This is a genomic window from Polaromonas sp. P4_H1, from assembly GCF_056400945.1.
In genome coordinates this window covers 238,563-258,872 of record NZ_JBFUKG010000002.1, presented here as the reverse complement: position 1 = coordinate 258,872, position 20,310 = coordinate 238,563, and the positions used below count along the sequence as shown (strand labels likewise).

Genomic DNA, 20,310 nt, shown 5'->3' with positions numbered 1-20,310 from the left:
GCCTTGCGCGGCTTTCGTTCGCGCCCGCCTCTCTCCGCCTCTTGTTGAAGGAACCCCTCCCGCATGCCCCATAGCGTCTCCCTCATCAGCACCATCGCCGCCGGCCTGGGTCTGGCTTTGATCTTTGGCTTTGCGGCTGCACGGTTTCGCTTGCCCGCCATCGTTGGCTATCTGCTGGCGGGCGTGATCATCGGGCCCTTCACGCCGGGCTTTGTGGCCGATGCCGGGATTGCCAGCCAGCTTGCCGAGATTGGCGTGATGCTGCTGATGTTTGGTGTCGGTCTGCATTTCTCGCTGGATGATTTGCTGGCGGTACGCAAGATTGCCGTGCCTGGCGCTGTGGTGCAGATGACTGTGGCGACTGCGCTGGGTATGGGGCTGGCGCACTGGTGGGGCTGGAACCTGGGCGGCGCGCTGGTGTTCGGGCTTTCGCTGTCGGTGGCCAGTACGGTGGTGTTGCTCCGCGCGCTTGAGAGTCGGGGGATTCTTGATTCCGTCAACGGGCGCATTGCCGTGGGCTGGCTCGTGGTGGAAGACCTGGCCATGGTGCTGGTACTGGTCTTGTTGCCGCCGCTGGGCAGCTGGCTATCTGGTAAAACCGATGCCTCCGCCGATGTCAACATGCTGTGGAAAACGCTGGGCATGACGCTGTTGCAGGTTGGCGGCTTTGTCGCGCTGATGCTGGTCGTAGGGCGGCGGTTTTTTCCGTGGGTGCTGTGGCATGTGCAGCGCACGGGTTCGCGTGAGCTCTTTACCTTGTGCGTGGTGGCGGCAGCCGTCAGCATTGCGTTTGGTGCGACGGCGCTGTTTGGTGTGTCGTTTGCGCTGGGCGCATTTTTTGCCGGCATGGTGATGCGCGAGTCCGAGTTCAGTCACCGTGCCGCAGAAGAGTCGCTGCCGCTACGTGACGCTTTTGCGGTGCTGTTCTTTGTTTCAGTCGGCATGCTGTTTGACCCCTGGGTGCTTCTTGAGCGCCCGCTGCAGGTGCTGGCAGTGGTGGGCATCATCATCGTGGGCAAATCGCTGGCGGCCGGGCTGCTCGTCATGGCGTTTCGCTACCCGCTCAATACCGCGCTCACGGTGTCTGCCAGCCTGGCGCAGATCGGCGAATTTTCTTTCATTCTGGTAGCCCTGGGTGCGTCGCTTGGACTGTTGCCACCGGAGGGGCAAAGCCTGGTGCTGGCCGGAGCGCTGATCTCGATTGCGCTGAACCAACTGGTCTTCAAGGCCGTTGAACCTTTTCAGCAATGGATACTGGGCAAGTCCGCACTGGCACGCAAACTGGAAGCACGTGACGACCCGACGGCCCAGCTGCCGGCCAGCACTGAAGCGAAGTATCTCTCGCACCATGTGGTGCTGGTCGGTTATGGGCGGGTAGGGCGGCGCATCGCGGAGGCGCTTGGGGCCCACCACATCCCTTTTGTCGTGGCCGAGCAAAACCGCGAGGCGGTTGAACGGCTGCGGGAGCAGGGTTTGCCTGCGGTGTCAGGTGACGCGTCGGAGCCTGATGTGCTGATTCAGGCGCATATTGCGCAAGCCCGCATGCTGGTGATCGCCACACCCGACACGCTGGATGTGCGGCAGATGATTGCGACGGCCCGGGCGCTTAACCCGGCGATTGAAACCGTGGTGCGCACACACAACGAGGCGGAGGCCAAGCTGCTGGATCAGGAGAATGCCGGCAAGGTGTTTCTGAGGGAGCATGAGTTGGCACAGGCGATGACGCGCCATGTGCTTGAGCGCTCGGCCGCCAGTGTTGTGCATTAGCGGAGGCTTTTAAGCCCGCACACGAACGAAGCGCGGCGGACACGTGGGGTTGCTCATGAAGCAGCGTTTTCAATGAAGACCGAGAGGTGAGGGTGCTCACGCCTGATCAACTGCGCTTCGTGGCCATCGGTATGCATCATCTGGAAATCGGAAAAATCGAATCCGGGGCCAACCATGCAGGCCACGAGGGTGAATCCGTCGGGATGACCGGCCAGGGGCCGGGCGGCTTGCCAGAGGCCCGCCGCAATGACGTGCTGGGGTTGATGCGAGAGTGGCCCGGCCATGTCCTCCGAGGCGCTGACGCGACCGAGCGGGATACAGCTTGCCTGGTGGCGGGTCGCATCCCACGCCCAGAGTTCAAGCGGCCCGCCTTCGAGGTATACCCAGACCTCATCTGAAAGCACCTTGTGCCAACGGGAATGCTGCCCGGCCTCCAGCAGGAAGTAAATGGACGTGAGGGCTTGGCGCGCCGGCCGCCCATCCGCAGGCTGTACCTGCAGGTCCGAGCGGAAGACTTCGCGGTACCAGCCGCCCTCGGGATGGGGCTGCAGTTGCAGGCAGGCAACCAGTTGCCGGGCGCGCTGTTCACCGGTAAGGCGAGGCTGGGTCTGGGTCATGGGGCGCAGTTTGCCTCAAGTCCGATGATCCTTCACCCCCATCTCGCAGAGAGAGAGGCTTCTCGGGATGAGGCCAGAGGCTACTCCAGGTCCTCCATGGCCAGCGAGTGGTATCTCTGGGCATAGGAAAACGGCACCTTGCGCACCACCGCCATCACGCGCTCGGTGTCCTCCCCGGAGTGCACGGGAATCATCAGTCCATAGTGGCCTTCCCGTGCCAGATCGCCGAATTTATGGACGGTCGCCCCTTCGGTACCCACAGACGGCAGATGTACATCTGAATGTCCATCGGCCGGGCTGATTTCCTTGAGGATGGTTTCCGGGCTCAGAAGCATGACGCCGTCGTTGCCTGCCTCAAGTTCACTGGCAACCTTGCGGGCGTCTGCGGCATCCGGAAACATGATGACCGCGTAGCCCGTCGGGTAAAAAACACCGCCCATATTCAGTATTTTTTTGGTCAATTCAAAGTTTTTCATGGCCTGTCCTTTTTGCATCAACCTGATCATTAAGGCGCGAAAATCCTCTGCGCCCGGTCAGCCATGACATCCTCTTCCTGTCAGACTCAGGCGTCAAGACCATCGCCCACCAGTTGGTGGACCGCAGAACGGCTCAAGAGAATGGCTCAAGGCAAGTCTTCGAATTTGATGGCCGGCTCGGCCATCACGCGCACGGTGCTTTGCAGGCTGTCCACGATCTGGTTGGCAAAATAGCTGCTCTGTGTGTCGGGCTCCAGCGCGGCAAGCACGAGGTTGCCCAGAGGCTGGTTGAGCGGCACGTAGTAGCTTCCGCGCGGCACATCGACCACACCGCGCAGCAGGCTCACTTGCGTCTTGATGACCGGTGCGCCGCCTGCGATCGTGCCGCGCACGTCCTGCCGCTCGCCTGTCGTGCGCGAGCTTTCCCGGTAGCTGTCGCCCAGCAGGGAGCCGGGCTCTGCCACGCGCAACACCTGTACGCCGTGCAGGCGCAGCCGGTCCACGGCTTTGCCCGAGTCTGCGGACAGCCAGTACCCGCAGGGACGAGCGCGCACCTTGACCTTGCGCAGCGCGAGCGCCGAGTCCCAGTCCACTGTGACAGCCTTGTCGGCACCGCTCACGGGATCCAGCATGAGCAGCTCGTACTGGGCGGGCGTAGCTGCCGCTTCCACAATGGCTTCGTCCTTGCATGCCTGGGCGCTGACTTCCTTGTCGAGGTAGGGGCGGAGCTGGTTCAGGTCGCTGGCGCGCTGAGCAGTGCTGGCGAGCACGCTGCTGATGGCCGTCACGTGGGTATGCACGCGCCGCTGTATGTGCAGCCGCCCGATGCCCACACCGCGTGTTTCGATCAGCAGGCTCACGGCATTCTTCAGGCCGTTCACATTGCGGCCCGTATCAGGCTGTGTGCCGCCCATGGAGATCTTTTTATCGGCCAGGTCGGTGGATGTGGTGTAGTACCACTCGGTGCTCAGGCCCTGGGTTTTAAGGGCTGCCAGCAGGGGGCGGCGGTACCACTCCTCGGCGGCTTTGGTCAAAAACTCGGGGATATTGGCAGTGGTGGCGTATTGCAGCAGCGCGTCGAACTTCTGCACCGTGCCAAACTTTTGCTGGAAGCGGCCGACCACGGTGTATTCGTGTGCATCCACGACCACCATGGGGCGGTAGTCACGCGTAAGCTGGGCCAGTGCCTGGGCTTCAGGCGTGTTGAGCAGCAAATGGTCGCGATTCATGTCCAGCCCACCGGTGGTCACCCGCTGGTCACTGGCCGAGCCATCGGGATTGGCACGCGGAACAATGACAACATTGATGTGTTCCAGCACAGGCCGCAAACGGCCCTGTGCAAGCTCCGTGGCAATGATCAGCAGCGCCTCGCTGCCGGCGGGTTCGTCGCCATGCTGCTGCCCCACCAGCAATACCGTGGGCCGGCCTGCCGTCTGGAGGGCGGACGGGTCTGTACCGCCGGCATGGGTCAGGACCAGCGCCTCAAGGGGTTCGCCACGCTGGGACCGCCCGATGGGCAAAACGGCCGCCGTGACGCCCGGCGCACGCGACGCGGCCATCGCCTGATCGCGCAGCCAGGTCTGGATTTCAGTCTGGGTGGTGAAGCTGGTGCGGCCGGCTTGCAGGCCGGGTGTGTTGTAAATCACCGAGGGTGCCGGAAAGCGGGCAGCGACAGCGGCGCTGTACGGTGCTGGCGGATCGGCGGGCGCTGTGGAGGGCGTTGCAGCAGCGGCGGCAGACGGCGATAGGGATGAGGGTGGGGCGACCGGCGATATCTGCACGGCCGCAGAGGGCGCAGCCGGTCGTGCCACGGTGGCAGCAATGGGCCGGGGACTTGCCGGTGCGCTTGCGACCGGAGCTGGCGAGGAAGGTGTCCAGGGTGGCAGGTGTACCGACGCGCACGCCGCCAGCAAGGCCAGCGGCACCGCCGCCAACCCGATTCGTCCGGCCCAGGGCCGCTGGTCTGGCGACCGGGTGCCGGATGCATGGGGGGGTACCGCGGGTTTGCTCATGCTGTCAATTCCTTCGTGTTGTGCGCCAGCCGTTTCAGGACATGTTACCCGGCTTGGGGACGCGGTCTGCCTCGCTGGCGTGCCCCCGTCTTGCCCAGAGACAACGGGGGTAACTGTAGGCTTTTTACTCTGCTGGGATAATTGGACCCATGTCAACGCCTGTTCCCGGCTTAGCCGATTCTTTGCCTTCAATTACCGATAGCCGCGCGCATTCGCCGTGGCGTTTGAGCGTTGCCCCGATGATGGACTGGACGGACCGGCATTGCCGCTACTTTCACCGCCTGCTGACGGGCCACGCCTTGCTGTACACCGAGATGGTGACAACGGGCGCCCTGGTTCATGGCGACGTGCCGCGGCATCTGCGGTTTGGCGTGGAGGAGCACCCGGTGGCCTTGCAGCTGGGCGGCAGCGAGCCGGCCGAACTGGCCCAGTGCGCCACGCTGGGCGAGCAGTGGGGCTATGACGAGATCAACCTGAACTGCGGCTGCCCCAGCGAGCGGGTACAGCGCGGCTCCTTCGGCGCCTGCCTGATGGCCGAGCCGCAACTGGTGGCCGATTGCGTCAAGGCCATGGTCGACGTGGTGTCCGTTCCCGTGACGGTGAAGCACCGTATTGGCATCGACAAGGGCGAAAGCTACGGTTTCGTGCGTGATTTTGTGGGCGCGGTCAGCGAGGCGGGCTGCAGCACCTTCATCATCCATGCGCGCAATGCCTGGCTCAAGGGCCTTTCCCCGAAGGAAAACCGCGAAGTGCCGCCGCTGCGCTATGAACTGGTGCACCGGCTCAAGGCCGAGTTTCCGCAACTCACCATCGCCATCAACGGCGGCATCACCACCAGCACCCAGGTGGCCGAGCAGCTGCAGCAACTCGACGGGGTGATGATTGGCCGCGAGGCGTATCACAACCCCTGGTGGCTCAGCGTCTGGGATGCGGCGTTCTACGGTGCGACTGATGTCGGGCGGACGCGAGAATCCGTTGAAGCGCAGATGGTGGACTACATGGCACGCGAAGCCGCCGAGCACGGCACGCCCTGGAGCGGCATCGCACGCCATATGCTGGGCCTTCGCCATGGCCTGCCCGGTGCACGCCGCTGGCGGCAGGTATGGAGCGACCACAAGCTCAAGGCTCTGCATCCGCGCGATGTGATGGCGCTGGCGCATGGAGCTGTGCAGGAGGCTGCATAAGCCGGTTACCCCTTGTTTGAGACTAAATTGACCATTAGCCCTTGGTTAATGTAGGGCAATCAGCTATTAAAAATGTAGCAGTTGGCGCTGCCTGGAGCTGGTTGCAGCTTTTGGAAGCGCCGGGGAGGGCGGCCAGGATGGCCTGGTGCGCCGGGAGCAAATTGCTGATGCGGCGTGCGCAGCCTCCCTTGCTTCTGTACTCCCCTTGATTCCCTCAGGTCTGTGAGAGCCCGACGGCGCTGCGCCGGTCGATCTTGCGGCTGAGCACGATGGACGTCTGTGTGTGGTTGACGCCCTCAATCAGGCCGATGCGGTCCAGCAGCGTGTTGAGCTGCTCATGGGTTTCACAGCGCAGGAAAACCAGGTAGTCGAACTGTCCGCTGACGGCCGACACCTCTTCAATCTCGGGCATCTGCGCCAGTGCTTTGAGGACGGAGGCTGCTGTCTTGGGCAGGATGCTCAGACTGCAGTAGGCGCGCACAGCGGCACTGTCCAGTCTTTGGCCCAGTCGCACGCCGTACCCCGCCACCACGCCGTCGCGTTCAAGCCGTGCCAGGCGCGCCACCACCGTGGTCCGCGCCAGCTTCAGTTTGCGCGCCAGGGTGGCGGCAGGCTCGCGCGCATTCGCCTGCAGGAGGCTCAGCAAGCGCCGGTCAGTGTCATCCAGATGCATGCTCATACAAATTGACTGTTAATAAAGTCGTTATGACCAATATAAAACACGTTTTCGACGGAATTGTCAATACACATTGACAGTGATGAGTCGTACGATGAAGGTGAATGAGGCCTGGATGGAGCTTCGAGATGGAGCAGTGATGAAGTGGGCTGAAGCAGGTGTTTAGTCCTCCATAGCCGCAACAGTACGAGAACAGCACGAAAAACAGCATGAAAGGAAAGGGTATGGCCACCACTGTCAAGCCCATCACCATACTGGGTGCCGGGCAAATCGGTTTTGCCATGGCCGTGTTGCTCAAGCAGGCCGGCGATTATGAGATTCTGGTGGCCGACCAGGACAGCAACCGGCTGAAACCGCTGGCCGCCCTGGGTGTTGATGTGATGGTGGTAAATGACGAGGCCTCGCTGGCCCGCGCCCTGTCTGGGCGCTACGCCACGCTGAACGCGCTGCCCTTTCATTGCGCCCTTACCGTTGCCGGCATGTGCGCCAAGGCGCGTGTCCATTACTTCGACCTGACCGAGGACGTAGGAAGTGCCCAGGCCATTCGCGCACTGGCGGTGGATGCCGCCAGCGTGCTGATGCCCCAGTGCGGGCTGGCACCCGGCTTCATTGGCGTCGTGGGGCATGATCTTGCGCGCCGGTTTGACCGTCTGCTGGACCTGCATCTGCGCGTCGGCGCGCTGCCGCGCTATTGCCTCAACGGGTTGCGCTACAACCTGACGTGGAGCACCGAGGGACTCATTAATGAATACTGCAATCCGTGCAACGCCATCGTGGATGGCGAGCCCACGCAGGTCACGGCACTCGAAGGTTACGAGACCTTTGTACTGGACGGCGTGGAATATGAGGCCTTCAATACATCGGGCGGGCTGGGTACCCTCGCGGAGACCCTGCGCGGAAAGGCGCGCAACGTCGACTACAAATCGGCCCGCTACCCCGGGCACTGCGCCGTCATGAAGTTATTGCTGAACGACTTGCGGCTGCGTGAACGCCGGGACTTGCTCAAGGATATTCTGGAGGCAGCGATCCCGGTGACGGGGCAGGACGTCATTGTGGTGTTTGCCTCCGCTTCTGGCTACCGCAATCAGCGTCTGGTTGAGGAGTCGTATTTCGCGCGCATGGTGGGTACCGAGATTGACGGGAACTCCCTGAGCGCCATACAGTTGACGACAGCCGCCGGAATTTGCACCGCGCTCGACCTGGTGGCGAAGGGCACCTTGCCTCAAGCCGGCTTTATCGGGCAGGAGCAGATAGCGCTCGACGAGTTTTTGCAGAACCGGTTTGGCCGCGCCTGCATCGAAAATTTTGCGGAGGCAAAATCCGTATGACGACCTGCTTCAAGCTCCGCATCGAGGCTCCCGTGAGGACATGCTACGGTAAATGCAGCATGCTGGCAGTCGTGTCAGGGTGGCGCTGCCTTGCTGTTGCGCTGCTGCTGGCGAAGCATCTTCGAGCGGCTCTGCGAAACAACGTGAAACTCTTTCCGAGGTGTTTTGCCGGAGGACGGCGCCATTTGGCATTACGCTGGAGGTTCGGTGTGCGCGTCAACCGTTGCGTATTTGAAAAAAAGAAGGAGTGGCGTGCAATGCTCCTTTACCGGAACTTTTATCTGACCTTAAAATCTACCTAGCACCAAGACTTGAGGTATACATTCGAGTCATAAGCGGTAATTGAAGAGATTCTTTGCCACGGGTCGAGAACCTTCATTTGCCGCATACATAGGAGGCCCTATGGATGTCGTTCGCAATTTCCTGGCGCGGTATGAGCAAACGCGGGAGGAGGAGTTGTCCATCGAGGAATACCTCGAGGCGTGCAAGCACAACCCTCTTGTCTATGCAACGGCGGCTGAGCGAATTCTCGCAGCCGTTGGTGAACCTGAGCTGCTGGACACCCGGCATGATCAGCGGCTGTCACGCCTTTTCGGTAACAAGGTCATCAAGATCTACCCGGCATTCCGGGACTTCTACGGGCTGGAAGATCCGATCGAGCAGGTGGTGTCCTACTTCCGCCATGCCGCACAGGGCCTGGAGGAGAAAAAGCAGATCCTGTATTTGCTGGGGCCTGTGGGCGGCGGCAAATCGTCGATCGCCGAGCGGCTCAAACAACTGATGGAGCAAGTGCCTTTCTATGCATTGAAAGGCTCGCCCGTCAATGAGTCACCGCTCAGCCTGTTCAACAATGCCGAAGACGCCCCGGTGCTCGAATCCCAGTACGGCATTGCGCCGCGCTATCTGCAGCGGGTGATGTCGCCATGGGCGGTCAAACGGCTTGACGAGTACGGGGGGGACATCCGCCAGTTCCGTGTGGTCAAACGTTTCCCCTCCATCCTGAAGCAATGTGCCATTTCCAAGACCGAGCCTGGCGACGAAAACAACCAGGACATTTCTTCGCTGGTGGGCAAGATCGATATCCGCAAGCTGGAAACCTACGCCCAGGACGACCCGGATGCCTACAGCTATTCCGGTGGGCTGTGCCTGGCCAACCAGGGTCTGCTTGAATTTGTCGAGATGTTCAAGGCCCCCATCAAGGTGCTGCATCCGCTGCTCACTGCGACCCAGGAGGGCAACTTCAAGGGTACCGAGGGCTTTGGCGCCATCCCGTTCGATGGCATTGTGATGGCTCACTCCAACGAAAGCGAGTGGAAGGCTTTCAAAAACAACAAGAACAACGAAGCTTTCCTCGACCGCATCTACATCGTCAAGGTGCCGTACTGCCTGCGCGTGTCGGAAGAAGTCAAGATATACGAAAAGCTGATCCGCAACTCTTCCCTGATCAACGCGATCTGTGCCCCCGGAACGCTGAAGATGATGGCGCAGTTTGCGGTGCTGACGCGTCTGAAAGAGCCGGAAAACTCGAGCTTGTTCAGCAAGCTGCAGGTGTATGACGGTGAGAACCTGAAGGACACCGATCCCAAAGCCAAGAGCTACCAGGAATACCGCGACTACGCGGGTGTGGATGAGGGCATGAGCGGCATCTCGACGCGTTTTGCCTTCAAGATCCTGTCCAAGGTGTTCAATTTCGATTCCACCGAAATCGCGGCCAATCCGGTGCACCTGATGTACGTGCTGGAGCAGCAGATCGAGCGCGAACAGTTTTCGCCCGAGACCGAGCAGCAATACCTGGCCTACATCAAGGAAACCCTGGCGGTGCGTTATGCCGAGTTCATCGGCAAGGAAATTCAAACGGCCTATCTGGAGTCGTATTCGGAATATGGCCAGAACATTTTCGACCGCTACGTCACCTACGCCGACTTCTGGATTCAGGACCAGGAATACCGGGATACCGATACCGGGGAAATCTTCGACCGTTCTGCGCTCAATGCCGAGCTTGAGAAAATTGAAAAACCGGCAGGCATCAGCAACCCGAAGGATTTTCGCAACGAAATCGTCAACTTCGTGCTGCGCGCGCGGGCCAACAATGCGGGCAAGAACCCGATGTGGACAAGCTATGAGAAGCTGCGCAGCGTGATTGAGAAGAAGATGTTCTCGAACACCGAAGACTTGCTGCCCGTGATTTCATTCAATGCCAAGGCGAGTGCGGACGAGCAGCAAAAACACGAGGACTTTGTCAACCGGATGGTCGCCAAGGGGTATACCACCCGCCAGGTCCGGTTGTTGTGTGACTGGTACCTGCGCGTTCGCAAAAGCTCCTGAAGTTCGCAGCCTGTCGCACGGGCGCGCCATTTTGCATCAGACCGGAGATCACAGTGCTCCAGCAAGTCATTGATCGGCGGTTGTCGGGGAAGAACAAATCGATCGGCAACCGCGAACGCTTCCTGCGCCGCTTTCGCGCGCAGATCCGGGAAGCCGTTCGCCGTGCCGTGGCTGGCCGCAGTATTCACGACATCGAGCAGGGCGAGGACATCACACTGCCGCGGCGCGACGTGTCCGAGCCGGTGTTTGGACATGGATCCGGCGGCATTCGCGAGACCGTCCACCCCGGTAACCGTGACTATGTGCGCGGCGACCGGATCGAGCGTCCGTCGGGCGGTGGAGCCGGCGGGCCAGGTCCGGGTGCCAGCCAGGACGCCACCGGCGAAGACGACTTCGTGTTCCGCATCACACGCGAAGAGTTCATGCAGTACTTCTTTGACGATCTTGCGCTGCCTCATCTGGTGCGGACCCAGCTCTTGCCCGATGCACCCGAGTGGAAGTTCCGGCGTGCGGGCTTCATCTCCGAGGGAACGCCGACCAACCTGCATGTGGTGCGTTCGATGCGGGTCGCGCTGAGCCGGCGTATTGCCTTGGGCGGGGATACCCGGCGGCGGCTGCTGGAGCTGGAAGCGCAGCTGGCAGAAGCCATGCGCCAGACGCCGGCATTGCCTGGAGAGATTCATGCGCTGACCGTGCAAATTGAGGCGCTACGTCGACGGATTGGGAAGATCCCGTTTTTTGATCCGTTTGACCTGCGTTACCGTAACCGGGTCAGGGTGCCTCTGCCGACTGCCAAGGCGGCGATGTTCTGTCTGATGGATGTTTCGGGCTCGATGGACGAGGCGCGCAAGGATATTGCCAAGCGGTTTTTTATTTTGCTGTACCTGTTCCTGAAACGCCATTACGAGAGGACCGACGTCATCTTCATTCGCCACCACACGCAGGCCACCGAGGTTTCCGAAGAAGAATTCTTCCAGTCGACTGAAACCGGTGGCACGGTGGTGTCCAGTGCCTTGACGCTGATGCACCAGATTATCCAGGCCCGCTACCCGCCGGGCGAATGGAACATCTACGGAGCCCAGGCTTCGGATGGCGACAACTGGCATCAGGACTCGGCCAGGTGCCGCGAGTTGCTGATGGGCAAGCTGCTTCCGGTGTCGCGGTACTTCGCTTATGTGCAGGTGGGCGAGGAAGACCAGAACCTGTGGGAAGAGTACACCCAGGTGCAAGATACCAGCCAGAACTTCGCCATGCGCAAGATCAGCGATGCCGCGGAGATTTACCCGGTGTTCAGGGAACTGTTCAAGAAGGGCGCCAGCACATGAGCAGAACAAAGCCGCGCGTGCGCTCCGGAATGCCGCAGGCGGAACTGCCGGCTATCGAACGCCGGCCTGAGCGCCTGCCCAGCCCGCCGGACTGGTCTTTCGAGCTGATAGAGACCTATCACACCGAGATCGCGCGGGCAGCCCGGAAGTTCGGCCTGGACACTTACCCGGTACAGCTCGAGGTGATCACGGCCGAGCAGATGATCGACGCCTATGCATCCGTCGGCATGCCGGTGAACTACCGGCACTGGTCGTTTGGGAAGCAGTTCATTGCCACCGAGAAAAATTACCGTCGGGGCCAGATGGGGCTGGCCTACGAAATCGTGATCAATTCCGACCCTTGCATCGCCTACCTGATGGAAGAAAACACCATGCCGATGCAGGCGCTGGTGATGGCTCACGCCTGCTATGGCCACAACTCCTTCTTCAAGGGAAACTACCTGTTCCGCATGTGGACGGACGCCAGCTCGATCATTGACTACCTCGTGTATGCCCGTAGCTACATCGCCGAGTGCGAGGAACACCATGGGTGGGAAGCGGTTGAGGAGCTGCTGGACTCCTGCCATGCCCTGATGAGCCACGGTGTGGACCGTTACCGGCGTTCACAGAAGCTCTCGCTGGCGGAGGAGGAGGCGCGGCGCAAGGACCGCGAGGCCTATTTGCAGCAGCAGCTCAATGATCTGTGGCGCACCGTGCCCAAGTCAGCGGACAAGCAGGTTGAAAAAACCAGCCGCCGCTTTCCGATAGAGCCGGAAGAAAATATTCTTTATTTCATCGAGAAGAACGCGCCGCTGCTGGAGCCCTGGCAGCGCGAGGTGGTTCGCATCGTGCGCAAGATCGGCCAGTATTTTTACCCGCAGCGGCAGACCCAGATCATGAACGAAGGCTGGGCCACGTTCTGGCACTACACGCTGCTCAATTCCCTGTACGACGAGGGCTTGCTGACCGATGGCTTCATGATCGAGTGCCTGCGGTCGCACACCAACGTCATTTACCAGCCGCCGGTCACACACCCGGCCTACAGCGGGATCAACCCCTATGCGCTGGGCTTTGCCATGTTCAGCGACCTCAAGCGGATTTGCGTTGCGCCGACCGAGGAAGACCGTCAATGGTTCCCCGACATCGCCGGAACCGACTGGCTCAAGACGCTGGATCACGCCATGCGGCACTTCCGGGACGAAAGTTTCATCGGGCAATACCTCTCGCCTCATTTAATGCGCGAGTTCCGGCTTTTCTCCATATTGGACGATGCCGCCGAGACAGAGCTGGAAGTGTCGGCGATCCACGACGAAGCGGGTTACCGGCGGGTGCGTGAAGCGCTGTCGCGCCAGCACGACCTGAATCATCGCGAGCCCAACATCCAGGTCTGGAACGTGGACGTTCGTGGCGACCGCTCCCTCACCTTGCGCCATTCTCGCAACAATGACCGCCCGCTTATTGACGAAGCCCAGGAAGTGTTGAAGCATGTTGCCCGCCTGTGGGGTTTTCGGGTGCTGCTCGAGAGTGTGGACAAGCACGGGAAGGTGCTGCAGCACTGGGAGGCGCTGCCACACGTCTGAACGGCTGGGAATGTGTGGTCGGGAGCGAGAGGCCGCCCGGCAGGACTTTCTCTTTCCTAAGCTGCCGCTTCCAGTCCATTTTTGAAATGTTCGCGCATGCGTTGCGCCGTGCCCTCGGCGTCGCGCGCCGCCAGCGCCTGCATGATGGCCCGGTGCTCCTGCAGCGATTCTTCAATGCGCCCGGTTTTGAGCAGGGAATTGTGGCGATTGAGCTTCATCACCTTGCGCAGGTCGGCGACCATCTGATCGCGCCAGCGGTTGTTGGCAATTTCGAGCAGGCGCATGTGAAACGCTTCATTGATCTGAAAAAAGCGTTCGCGGTCGACCACTGCTTTTTCCAGTTCCTGGTGCAGGCCCTGCAATTCCTTGAGCTGGGCCGCAGTGGCGGCTGCGGCCACGACGCCTGCGGCATCGCTTTCCAGCAGGGCCAGCAGGTGGTAGACGTCCGCGAGGTCACGCTCGGAGACCTCGGTGACGTAGGCGCCGCGCCGCACTTTCATGGTGACCAGCCCTTCGGTGGCCAGCACCTTCAGGGCTTCACGCAGGGGGGTGCGGCTGATGCCGTATTCCTCCGCCAGCTTGAGCTCGTCAATCCAGCTGCCCGGGGCCAGTTCGCGGTTGAAAATACGCTGACGCAAAAGTTCAGCGACTTCTTCATAAAGCGCTCGGGGGGTGAGGGACGTTGCGGCCATAGGGGTGACTGGTTGGTGCTGACGTGACGCCTGGTGGCGTCGGATGTTGTATCTTACGTCAAACTGAATTTTGCATCAATAATTATAAATAATGTAAACTTGCCGAATTGTTAAAACGCAAGGTAAACAGGTAAAGTGGTTCGATAGAGTGCTTCGATCCTCTTGCCGCACACCCGTCATGAGCTCCAAAAAACCTTTCCCCCAGCCCGATTTCAATCCCGCCAGCCTCGAAGCATGGGCCAAATCGGCTGCCAAATCAGCGCCTGGCGGTGATGTGAGTGCGCTGAACTGGCACACACCTGATGGCATCAGCGTCAAGCCGCTTTACACCGCTGAGGACATCGAGGGCCTGCCCTACACCAACACCTTGCCGGGCTTTGAGCCCTTCATCCGCGGTCCGCAGGCCACCATGTATGCCGTGCGTCCCTGGACGATCCGCCAGTACGCCGGGTTTTCCACTGCGGAAGAATCCAATGCGTTCTACCGCAAGGCGCTGGCTGCCGGCGGGCAGGGGGTCTCGGTCGCCTTTGACCTGGCCACGCACCGCGGCTATGACAGCGACCATCCGCGGGTAACCGGCGATGTCGGCAAGGCCGGCGTGGCGATCGACAGTGTGGAGGACATGAAGATCCTGTTCGACCATATCCCGCTGGACAAGGTCAGTGTCTCGATGACGATGAACGGCGCGGTGCTGCCGGTGCTGGCCGGCTATGTGGTGGCCGCCGAAGAGCAGGGCGTCTCGCAGGATCAATTGAGCGGAACCATCCAGAACGACATCCTCAAGGAGTTCATGGTCCGCAATACCTATATTTACCCGCCCCAGCCCAGCATCCGCATCATCGGCGACATCATCGAGTACACGGCACAGAACATGCCGAAGTTCAATTCGATTTCAATCTCGGGCTACCACATGCAGGAAGCCGGCGCCAACCAGGCGCTGGAGCTGGCCTTCACGCTGGCCGACGGAAAAGAGTACGTGAAAACCGCGCTGGGCAAGGGCCTGGACGTGGATGATTTCGCCGGGCGCCTGAGCTTCTTCTGGGCCATCGGCATGAATTTCTACCTCGAGGTCGCCAAGATGCGGGCCGCGCGCCTGCTGTGGTGCCGCATCATGAAGGGCTTCAACGCCAGGAGCCCCAAATCGCTCATGCTGCGCACGCACTGCCAGACCTCCGGCTGGAGCCTGACCGAGCAGGACCCCTACAACAACGTGGTGCGCACCACCATCGAGGCCATGGCCGCCGTGTTTGGCGGCACGCAGAGCCTGCACACCAATTCGTTTGACGAGGCGATTGCGCTGCCGACCGAGTTCAGCGCCCGTATCGCCCGCAATACCCAGCTCATCATCCAGGAAGAAACCCACATTCCGCACGTGATCGACCCCTGGGCCGGCAGCTACATGATGGAAAAACTCACCCAGGACATGGCTGATGCGGCCTGGGCCATCATTGAGGAAGTCGAAGCCATGGGCGGCATGACCAAGGCGGTGGACAGCGGCTGGGCCAAGCTCAAGATTGAGGCGGCCGCGGCTGAGAAGCAGGCACGCATCGACAGCGGCAAGGACGTGATTGTCGGCGTCAACAAATACAAACTCAAAACCGAAGACGCGATTGAGTCGCGCGACATCGACAACGTGGCTGTGCGCGACGGGCAGATTGAGCGCCTGAAGGCCATCAAGGCCAGCCGCGACGGGGCCGCCGTGCAGGCCGCGCTGGACGCATTGACCGCTGCGGCTGAAAATAACCACGGCAACCTGCTGGACCTGAGCATCAAGGCCGTACGTCTGCGCGCCACCGTGGGCGAGGTCAGTGATGCACTGGAGAAGGTTTACGGGCGCCACCGCGCCGATACGCAAAAGGTGACCGGTGTGTATGCAGCTGCCTATGACTCAGCCGAAGGCTGGGAAACCCTCAAATCTGAAATCAACGCCTTTGCCGAGGCGCAAGGCCGCCGGCCCCGCGTGATGATTTCAAAACTGGGCCAGGACGGCCACGACCGCGGCGCCAAGGTGGTGGCTACTGCCTTTGCCGACCTGGGTTTTGACGTCGATATGGGGCCGCTGTTCCAGACGCCCGAGGAATGTGCCCGCCAGGCGATTGAAAACGATGTGCACGCGGTGGGCGTCTCGACGCTGGCTGCAGGGCACAAGACGCTGGTGCCGGCCATCATCGCCGAACTCAAGAAGCAGGGCGCCGACGACATCATCGTGTTTGTCGGCGGCGTGATTCCGCGGCAGGACTACGAAATGCTTTACGAGGCAGGCGTCAAGGGCATTTACGGCCCGGGTACACCGATTCCGGCCAGTGCCAAGGATGTGCTGGAGCAGATCAAGGCTGCGGTGAAGGCTTGATCCAGGTCATGCTCTCTCTTGCCCCCGTTGCTGCCTGCGATTTCGAGGAGATGCTGGCAATTCGCATGGAGACCCTGCGCGAAAGTCTTGAGCGCTTGGGGCGCTTTGATCCGGCCCGTGCGCGCGAGCGCCTGGAGGCTGGATTTGCGCCAGAATACATGCGACACATTGTGCAGGACGGCCAGCGTGTGGGCTACATCACGCTGCGTCCGGCATCCGGGCAGGTGCCGCCCACTTTGCAGCTGGATCACTTGTACATCCGGCCCATTTTCCAAAGCGGTGGCATAGGCGCATGGGCGCTGGATTGGGCCAAGGCGCAGGCTGGACTGCAAGACTGTGACATTACATTGTCTGCACTGAAACAAAGCGCAGCCAATCGCTTTTATCTGCGTCACGGATTCATTCAGGTTGGCGAAAGCGAGTTTGATCTGGATTACCGCTGGTCCCAATCACGCGGAGTGCCGGCGTGAGCACGCTTGAATCGATCATTCACGGCGCGGCGCTGGCCCAGCGCCGCGCCATCGCCAAAGCTATTACCTTGCTGGAGTCGACGCGCGCCGACCATCGCGCCCAGGCCGATGAATTGCTCACCAGCCTGCTGCCTTACACCGGCAAATCATTCCGCCTTGGCATCAGCGGCGTGCCTGGCGTGGGAAAGTCCACCTTTATTGAGGTGCTGGGCCTGTATTTGATAGCGCAGGGCCACCGCGTCGCCGTACTCACCATCGATCCGTCTTCTACCGTCTCCGGCGGCTCCATCCTCGGAGACAAGACCCGCATGGAAAAACTGTCGGTCCACGAGCGCGCCTACATCCGCCCCAGTCCGTCCAGCGGCACGCTGGGCGGCGTGGCGGAGAAGACGCGCGAGGCCATGCTGGTTTGCGAAGCGGCCGGCTATGACGTGGTGATTGTCGAAACCGTGGGTGTCGGCCAAAGCGAAACCGCCGTCGCCAACATGACCGACATGTTCGTGCTGATGCAGCTGCCCAATGCCGGCGATGACCTGCAGGCCATCAAGAAGGGCGTGATGGAGCTGGCCGACCTGGTGATCATCAACAAGGCCGACCTTGATGCCGATGCCGCCATGCGTGCCGAGGCGCAAATCACCTCGGCCATGCGCCTGTTTGGCCTGGTCAACAACGCCATGGGAAGCGCACAGGCCGGTGAGTTCGACAAACACTGGCATGCCCGGGTCGTCCAGCTCAGTGCGCTGCACAACAAGGGCGTCGACGCCTTCTGGGCAGCGGTGACGCAGTTCAAGAACCTGCAAACCAGCGATGGCAGGCTCGCGGAGCGCCGCCGTCACCAGTCGCTGTCGTGGATGTGGGAGCGCATCGATGCTGGGCTCAAGCAGGCTTTCAGGCACGACCCGGCCGTCAGCGCGATGCTGCCCGCACTGGTGGCCCAGGTGGAGAACGGCAGCATCCCCGCCTCAACCGCAGCACGGAATCTGCTTGCAGCCCAATTGGGATGTGCGTCGGCAGCCATCAAATAAAGAGCATCTCAAAAGGTACAGAAAGTAAACCATGCAAGACATCCTCGAACAACTCGAAAAAAAACGTGCTGCAGCCCGCCTCGGCGGTGGTCAGAAGCGCATTGACGCCCAGCATGGCAAGGGCAAGCTCACCGCGCGTGAGCGCCTGGAGCTGCTGCTCGATGAAGGCACCTTTGAAGAATGGGACATGTTTGTCGAGCACCGCTGCACTGACTTCGGCATGGCCGACAACAAGATTCCCGGCGACGGCGTGGTCACCGGCTACGGGATGATCAACGGCCGGCTGGTGTTTGTCTTCAGCCAGGACTTCACGGTATTCGGCGGTGCACTCAGCGAAGCCCATGCCGAGAAAATCTGCAAGGTGATGGACCAGGCCATGAAGGTCGGCGCGCCGGTGATTGGCCTGAACGACTCGGGCGGCGCGCGCATCCAGGAAGGCGTAGCCTCGTTGGGCGGCTATGCCGACGTGTTCCAGCGCAACGTGATGGCCAGCGGCGTGATCCCGCAGATCAGTATGATCATGGGGCCCAGCGCGGGCGGCGCGGTGTACTCACCGGCCATGACCGACTTCATCTTCATGGTCAAGGACAGTTCCTACATGTTCGTCACCGGCCCCGAAGTGGTGAAGACCGTCACGCACGAAGAGGTGAGCGCCGAGGAACTGGGGGGTGCCATCACGCACACCACCCGCAGTGGCGTGGCCGACCTGGCCTTCGAGAACGACGTCGAAGCACTGTTGATGCTGCGCCGCCTCTACAACTATCTGCCGCTGAACAACCGCGAGAAAGCCCCGGTGCGCCCCAGCGCCGACCCGGCCGGGCGGATGGACCTGAGCCTGGACACGCTGGTGCCCGAGAACCCCAACAAGCCCTACGACATGAAGGAGCTGATCGTCAAGACTGTGGACGATGGCGACTTCTTCGAGATCCAGCCCGAGTACGCCAAAAATATCGTCATCGGCTTTGCGCGCATGGAGGGCCAGTCGGTCGGCATCGTGGCCAACCAGCCGCTTGTGCTGGCAGGCTGCCTGGATATCAAGAGCTCGATCAAGGCCGCGCGCTTTGTGCGGTTTTGCGATGCATTCAACATCCCGGTCATTACGTTTGTCGACGTGCCAGGTTTCATGCCCGGCACCAGCCAGGAATACGGCGGCATCATCAAGCACGGCGCCAAGCTGCTTTACGCCTATGCTGAGTGCACCGTGCCCAAGATCACGGTCATCACCCGCAAGGCCTACGGCGGTGCCTACGACGTGATGAGTTCCAAGCATTTGCGCGGCGACGTGAACTTTGCCTGGCCCAACGCCGAGATCGCCGTGATGGGCGCCAAGGGCGCGGTGGAAATCATTTTTCGCGAAGACAAGGGCGACCCGGCCAAGCTGGCGGCCAAAGAGGCGGAATACAAAGCCCGCTTTGCCAATCCGTTTGTCGCCGGTGCACGCGGCTTTATCGACGACGTGATCCTGCCGCACGAAACGCGCAAACGCATTTGCCGTTCGCTGGTCATGTTGCGTGACAAGAAGATCGAGAACCCGTGGCGCAAGCACGGGAATATTCCGCTGTGATGCAAATCGCCAAACCCATGAGCGTTCCTTTGACATGGCCAGCCTGAGCATCTGGCTTGACGCCAAACTGGCCGCAGGGTCCGTCAAGCAACATCGTCAAATTCAATCACCTGCGCTCAACACGCGGTGGCTGCAGACACCCGCCGGCACGATGCGCGTATTTGACTCTGGGGGTGACAAGCCTTGCGTTGTCATGGCCCCCGACGGCCCGAACGTGCTTGAGCATTACCAGGGCTTGTTCGCCTTGTTGGCGCCGCAGGTGCGCGTGGTGTGTTTTGACATGCCGGGCTTTGGATTTTCAGCGCCGAGTGCAGCGTATGACCACTCGCTGGAACAAGGCGCAGCGGCCATCCTCTCGGTTCTGGATCAGCTGAATATCGCCAAAGCGACGCTGGCTTTGAGCTGCGCCAATGGGTTCTACGCAATGCGGGTGGCACAGCGCGCGCCGCATCGCGTCGCCAGTCTTTTGCTGTCACAAACGCCATCGGTCGAGGCCATGCACCGCTGGACTGAGCGGGTCGTGCCACGGCCTTTGACGGTGCCCGTGCTGGGGCAGCTGGTGAGTCGGGTATTTCGGCAAAAAATGGCGGTGTCCTGGTACCGCATTGCATTGCCCAAGACGACCGACGGCGCGCCATTTCAACAAACAGCACGCCACGCCTTGCGCTGCGGCGGCTGCTTCAGTCTGGCTGGTGTGGTGCAAGGTTTGATAGGCGAGTCCGTCGATGCCACCCAAGGTATCGGCACACCCTGCACCGTGCTGTGGGGCAGTCAAGACCGCTCGCATCGGCTGACCGACCCGCTGGCTATCCTGCGCGATGTCCCGCATGCCGAGGTCGTCCGGTTTGACGATTGCGGTCATTTCCCTGATCTGGAAAACCCGCAACTGTTCGTTCAGACGCTCTTGTCACAGATGGCCCGCTACAAGCACGCTTGAGAT

At 61.0% G+C, this 20,310-nt stretch carries 16 protein-coding genes; 11 read left to right on the top strand and 5 right to left on the bottom strand.

Annotation, left to right across the window (positions count from 1 at the left end; genetic code table 11):
- Positions 1-63: 63 nt before the first annotated feature.
- Positions 64-1,767, top strand: coding sequence for a cation:proton antiporter domain-containing protein (locus tag AC1DS5_RS04085; protein ID WP_477716974.1), 1,704 nt, complete (start codon positions 64-66; stop codon positions 1,765-1,767).
- A gap of 53 nt (positions 1,768-1,820) precedes the next feature.
- Here the strand turns inward: AC1DS5_RS04085 and AC1DS5_RS04080 are convergent, their stop codons facing one another.
- The 3 genes from AC1DS5_RS04080 to AC1DS5_RS04070 form a co-directional block, all read right to left on the bottom strand.
- Positions 1,821-2,384, bottom strand: a complete 564-nt coding sequence (locus tag AC1DS5_RS04080) for a cupin domain-containing protein (protein WP_477716973.1) — start codon at positions 2,382-2,384, stop codon at positions 1,821-1,823.
- Positions 2,385-2,464: 80 nt separating this feature from the next.
- On the bottom strand, positions 2,465-2,860 hold the full coding sequence (locus AC1DS5_RS04075) for an RNA-binding protein (RefSeq protein WP_477716972.1): 396 nt from the start codon (positions 2,858-2,860) through the stop codon (positions 2,465-2,467).
- A 146-nt stretch (positions 2,861-3,006) separates the two neighbouring features.
- Complete coding sequence (locus tag AC1DS5_RS04070; RefSeq protein ID WP_477716971.1) at positions 3,007-4,872, bottom strand: M14 family metallopeptidase; 1,866 nt, start codon at positions 4,870-4,872, stop codon at positions 3,007-3,009.
- 149 nt (positions 4,873-5,021) lie between these two features.
- On the opposite strand from AC1DS5_RS04070, the gene dusA reads away from it, so the two are divergent.
- The gene (dusA, locus tag AC1DS5_RS04065; RefSeq protein ID WP_477716970.1) at positions 5,022-6,056 is read left to right on the top strand and encodes a tRNA dihydrouridine(20/20a) synthase DusA; all 1,035 of its coding nucleotides are present in this window, start codon (positions 5,022-5,024) and stop codon (positions 6,054-6,056) included.
- A gap of 214 nt (positions 6,057-6,270) precedes the next feature.
- On the opposite strand, the gene AC1DS5_RS04060 is transcribed toward dusA, so the two are convergent.
- The gene (locus tag AC1DS5_RS04060; RefSeq protein ID WP_477716969.1) at positions 6,271-6,735 is read right to left on the bottom strand and encodes an Lrp/AsnC family transcriptional regulator; all 465 of its coding nucleotides are present in this window, start codon (positions 6,733-6,735) and stop codon (positions 6,271-6,273) included.
- 221 nt (positions 6,736-6,956) lie between these two features.
- Here AC1DS5_RS04060 and AC1DS5_RS04055 point away from each other — a divergent pair, with 221 nt between their 5' ends.
- The 4 genes from AC1DS5_RS04055 to AC1DS5_RS04040 all read left to right on the top strand — a co-directional run bounded on the left by AC1DS5_RS04055 (position 6,957) and on the right by AC1DS5_RS04040 (position 13,269).
- Positions 6,957-8,060 (top strand): saccharopine dehydrogenase family protein, encoded by a 1,104-nt coding sequence (locus AC1DS5_RS04055; protein ID WP_477716968.1) that lies wholly within the window; start codon positions 6,957-6,959, stop codon positions 8,058-8,060.
- A 402-nt stretch (positions 8,061-8,462) separates the two neighbouring features.
- A complete protein-coding gene (locus AC1DS5_RS04050; protein ID WP_477716967.1) occupies positions 8,463-10,385 on the top strand; it encodes a PrkA family serine protein kinase in 1,923 nt (640 codons plus the stop codon).
- Between the two features lie 47 nt (positions 10,386-10,432).
- The gene (locus AC1DS5_RS04045) at positions 10,433-11,710 is read left to right on the top strand and encodes a YeaH/YhbH family protein (protein WP_477717224.1); all 1,278 of its coding nucleotides are present in this window, start codon (positions 10,433-10,435) and stop codon (positions 11,708-11,710) included.
- Between the two features lie 29 nt (positions 11,711-11,739).
- A complete protein-coding gene (locus AC1DS5_RS04040) occupies positions 11,740-13,269 on the top strand; it encodes a SpoVR family protein (RefSeq protein ID WP_477717223.1) in 1,530 nt (509 codons plus the stop codon).
- 56 nt (positions 13,270-13,325) lie between these two features.
- Here AC1DS5_RS04040 and AC1DS5_RS04035 read toward each other — a convergent pair whose 3' ends face one another.
- Entirely contained in the window at positions 13,326-13,961 is a 636-nt protein-coding gene (locus tag AC1DS5_RS04035; protein ID WP_477716966.1) for a GntR family transcriptional regulator, read from the bottom strand.
- Between the two features lie 178 nt (positions 13,962-14,139).
- Between AC1DS5_RS04035 and scpA the strand changes: the two genes are divergently transcribed.
- The 5 genes from scpA to AC1DS5_RS04010 are packed head-to-tail and all read left to right on the top strand — an operon-like array spanning position 14,140 to position 20,307.
- Complete coding sequence (gene scpA, locus AC1DS5_RS04030) at positions 14,140-16,311, top strand: methylmalonyl-CoA mutase (RefSeq protein ID WP_477716965.1); 2,172 nt, start codon at positions 14,140-14,142, stop codon at positions 16,309-16,311.
- A complete protein-coding gene (locus AC1DS5_RS04025) occupies positions 16,308-16,781 on the top strand; it encodes a GNAT family N-acetyltransferase (protein ID WP_477716964.1) in 474 nt (157 codons plus the stop codon). The genes scpA and AC1DS5_RS04025 overlap by 4 nt, the downstream gene beginning before the upstream one ends.
- On the top strand, positions 16,778-17,806 hold the full coding sequence (gene meaB / locus AC1DS5_RS04020) for a methylmalonyl Co-A mutase-associated GTPase MeaB (RefSeq protein ID WP_477716963.1): 1,029 nt from the start codon (positions 16,778-16,780) through the stop codon (positions 17,804-17,806). The genes AC1DS5_RS04025 and meaB overlap by 4 nt, the downstream gene beginning before the upstream one ends.
- Before the next feature lie 31 nt (positions 17,807-17,837).
- Positions 17,838-19,370 carry an acyl-CoA carboxylase subunit beta gene (locus AC1DS5_RS04015; protein ID WP_477716962.1) on the top strand — a complete coding sequence of 511 codons (1,533 nt, stop codon included), beginning with the start codon at positions 17,838-17,840 and terminating at the stop codon, positions 19,368-19,370.
- 34 nt (positions 19,371-19,404) lie between these two features.
- Positions 19,405-20,307 (top strand): alpha/beta fold hydrolase, encoded by a 903-nt coding sequence (locus AC1DS5_RS04010; RefSeq protein ID WP_477716961.1) that lies wholly within the window; start codon positions 19,405-19,407, stop codon positions 20,305-20,307.
- Positions 20,308-20,310 lie beyond the last annotated feature (3 nt).

What these genes read in the sequence shown, in the direction of transcription:
- AC1DS5_RS04085 (WP_477716974.1), top strand. Translation starts at nt 64, where the DNA reads ATGCCCCATAGCGTCTCCCTCATCAGCACCATCGCCGCCGGCCTGGGT.
- AC1DS5_RS04080 (WP_477716973.1), bottom strand. Translation starts at nt 2,384, where the DNA reads ATGACCCAGACCCAGCCTCGCCTTACCGGTGAACAGCGCGCCCGGCAA.
- AC1DS5_RS04075 (WP_477716972.1), bottom strand. Translation starts at nt 2,860, where the DNA reads ATGAAAAACTTTGAATTGACCAAAAAAATACTGAATATGGGCGGTGTT.
- AC1DS5_RS04070 (WP_477716971.1), bottom strand. Translation starts at nt 4,872, where the DNA reads ATGAGCAAACCCGCGGTACCCCCCCATGCATCCGGCACCCGGTCGCCA.
- dusA (WP_477716970.1), top strand. Translation starts at nt 5,022, where the DNA reads ATGTCAACGCCTGTTCCCGGCTTAGCCGATTCTTTGCCTTCAATTACC.
- AC1DS5_RS04060 (WP_477716969.1), bottom strand. Translation starts at nt 6,735, where the DNA reads ATGAGCATGCATCTGGATGACACTGACCGGCGCTTGCTGAGCCTCCTG.
- AC1DS5_RS04055 (WP_477716968.1), top strand. Translation starts at nt 6,957, where the DNA reads ATGGCCACCACTGTCAAGCCCATCACCATACTGGGTGCCGGGCAAATC.
- AC1DS5_RS04050 (WP_477716967.1), top strand. Translation starts at nt 8,463, where the DNA reads ATGGATGTCGTTCGCAATTTCCTGGCGCGGTATGAGCAAACGCGGGAG.
- AC1DS5_RS04040 (WP_477717223.1), top strand. Translation starts at nt 11,740, where the DNA reads ATGCCGCAGGCGGAACTGCCGGCTATCGAACGCCGGCCTGAGCGCCTG.
- AC1DS5_RS04035 (WP_477716966.1), bottom strand. Translation starts at nt 13,961, where the DNA reads ATGGCCGCAACGTCCCTCACCCCCCGAGCGCTTTATGAAGAAGTCGCT.
- scpA (WP_477716965.1), top strand. Translation starts at nt 14,140, where the DNA reads ATGAGCTCCAAAAAACCTTTCCCCCAGCCCGATTTCAATCCCGCCAGC.
- AC1DS5_RS04015 (WP_477716962.1), top strand. Translation starts at nt 17,838, where the DNA reads ATGCAAGACATCCTCGAACAACTCGAAAAAAAACGTGCTGCAGCCCGC.
- AC1DS5_RS04010 (WP_477716961.1), top strand. Translation starts at nt 19,405, where the DNA reads ATGGCCAGCCTGAGCATCTGGCTTGACGCCAAACTGGCCGCAGGGTCC.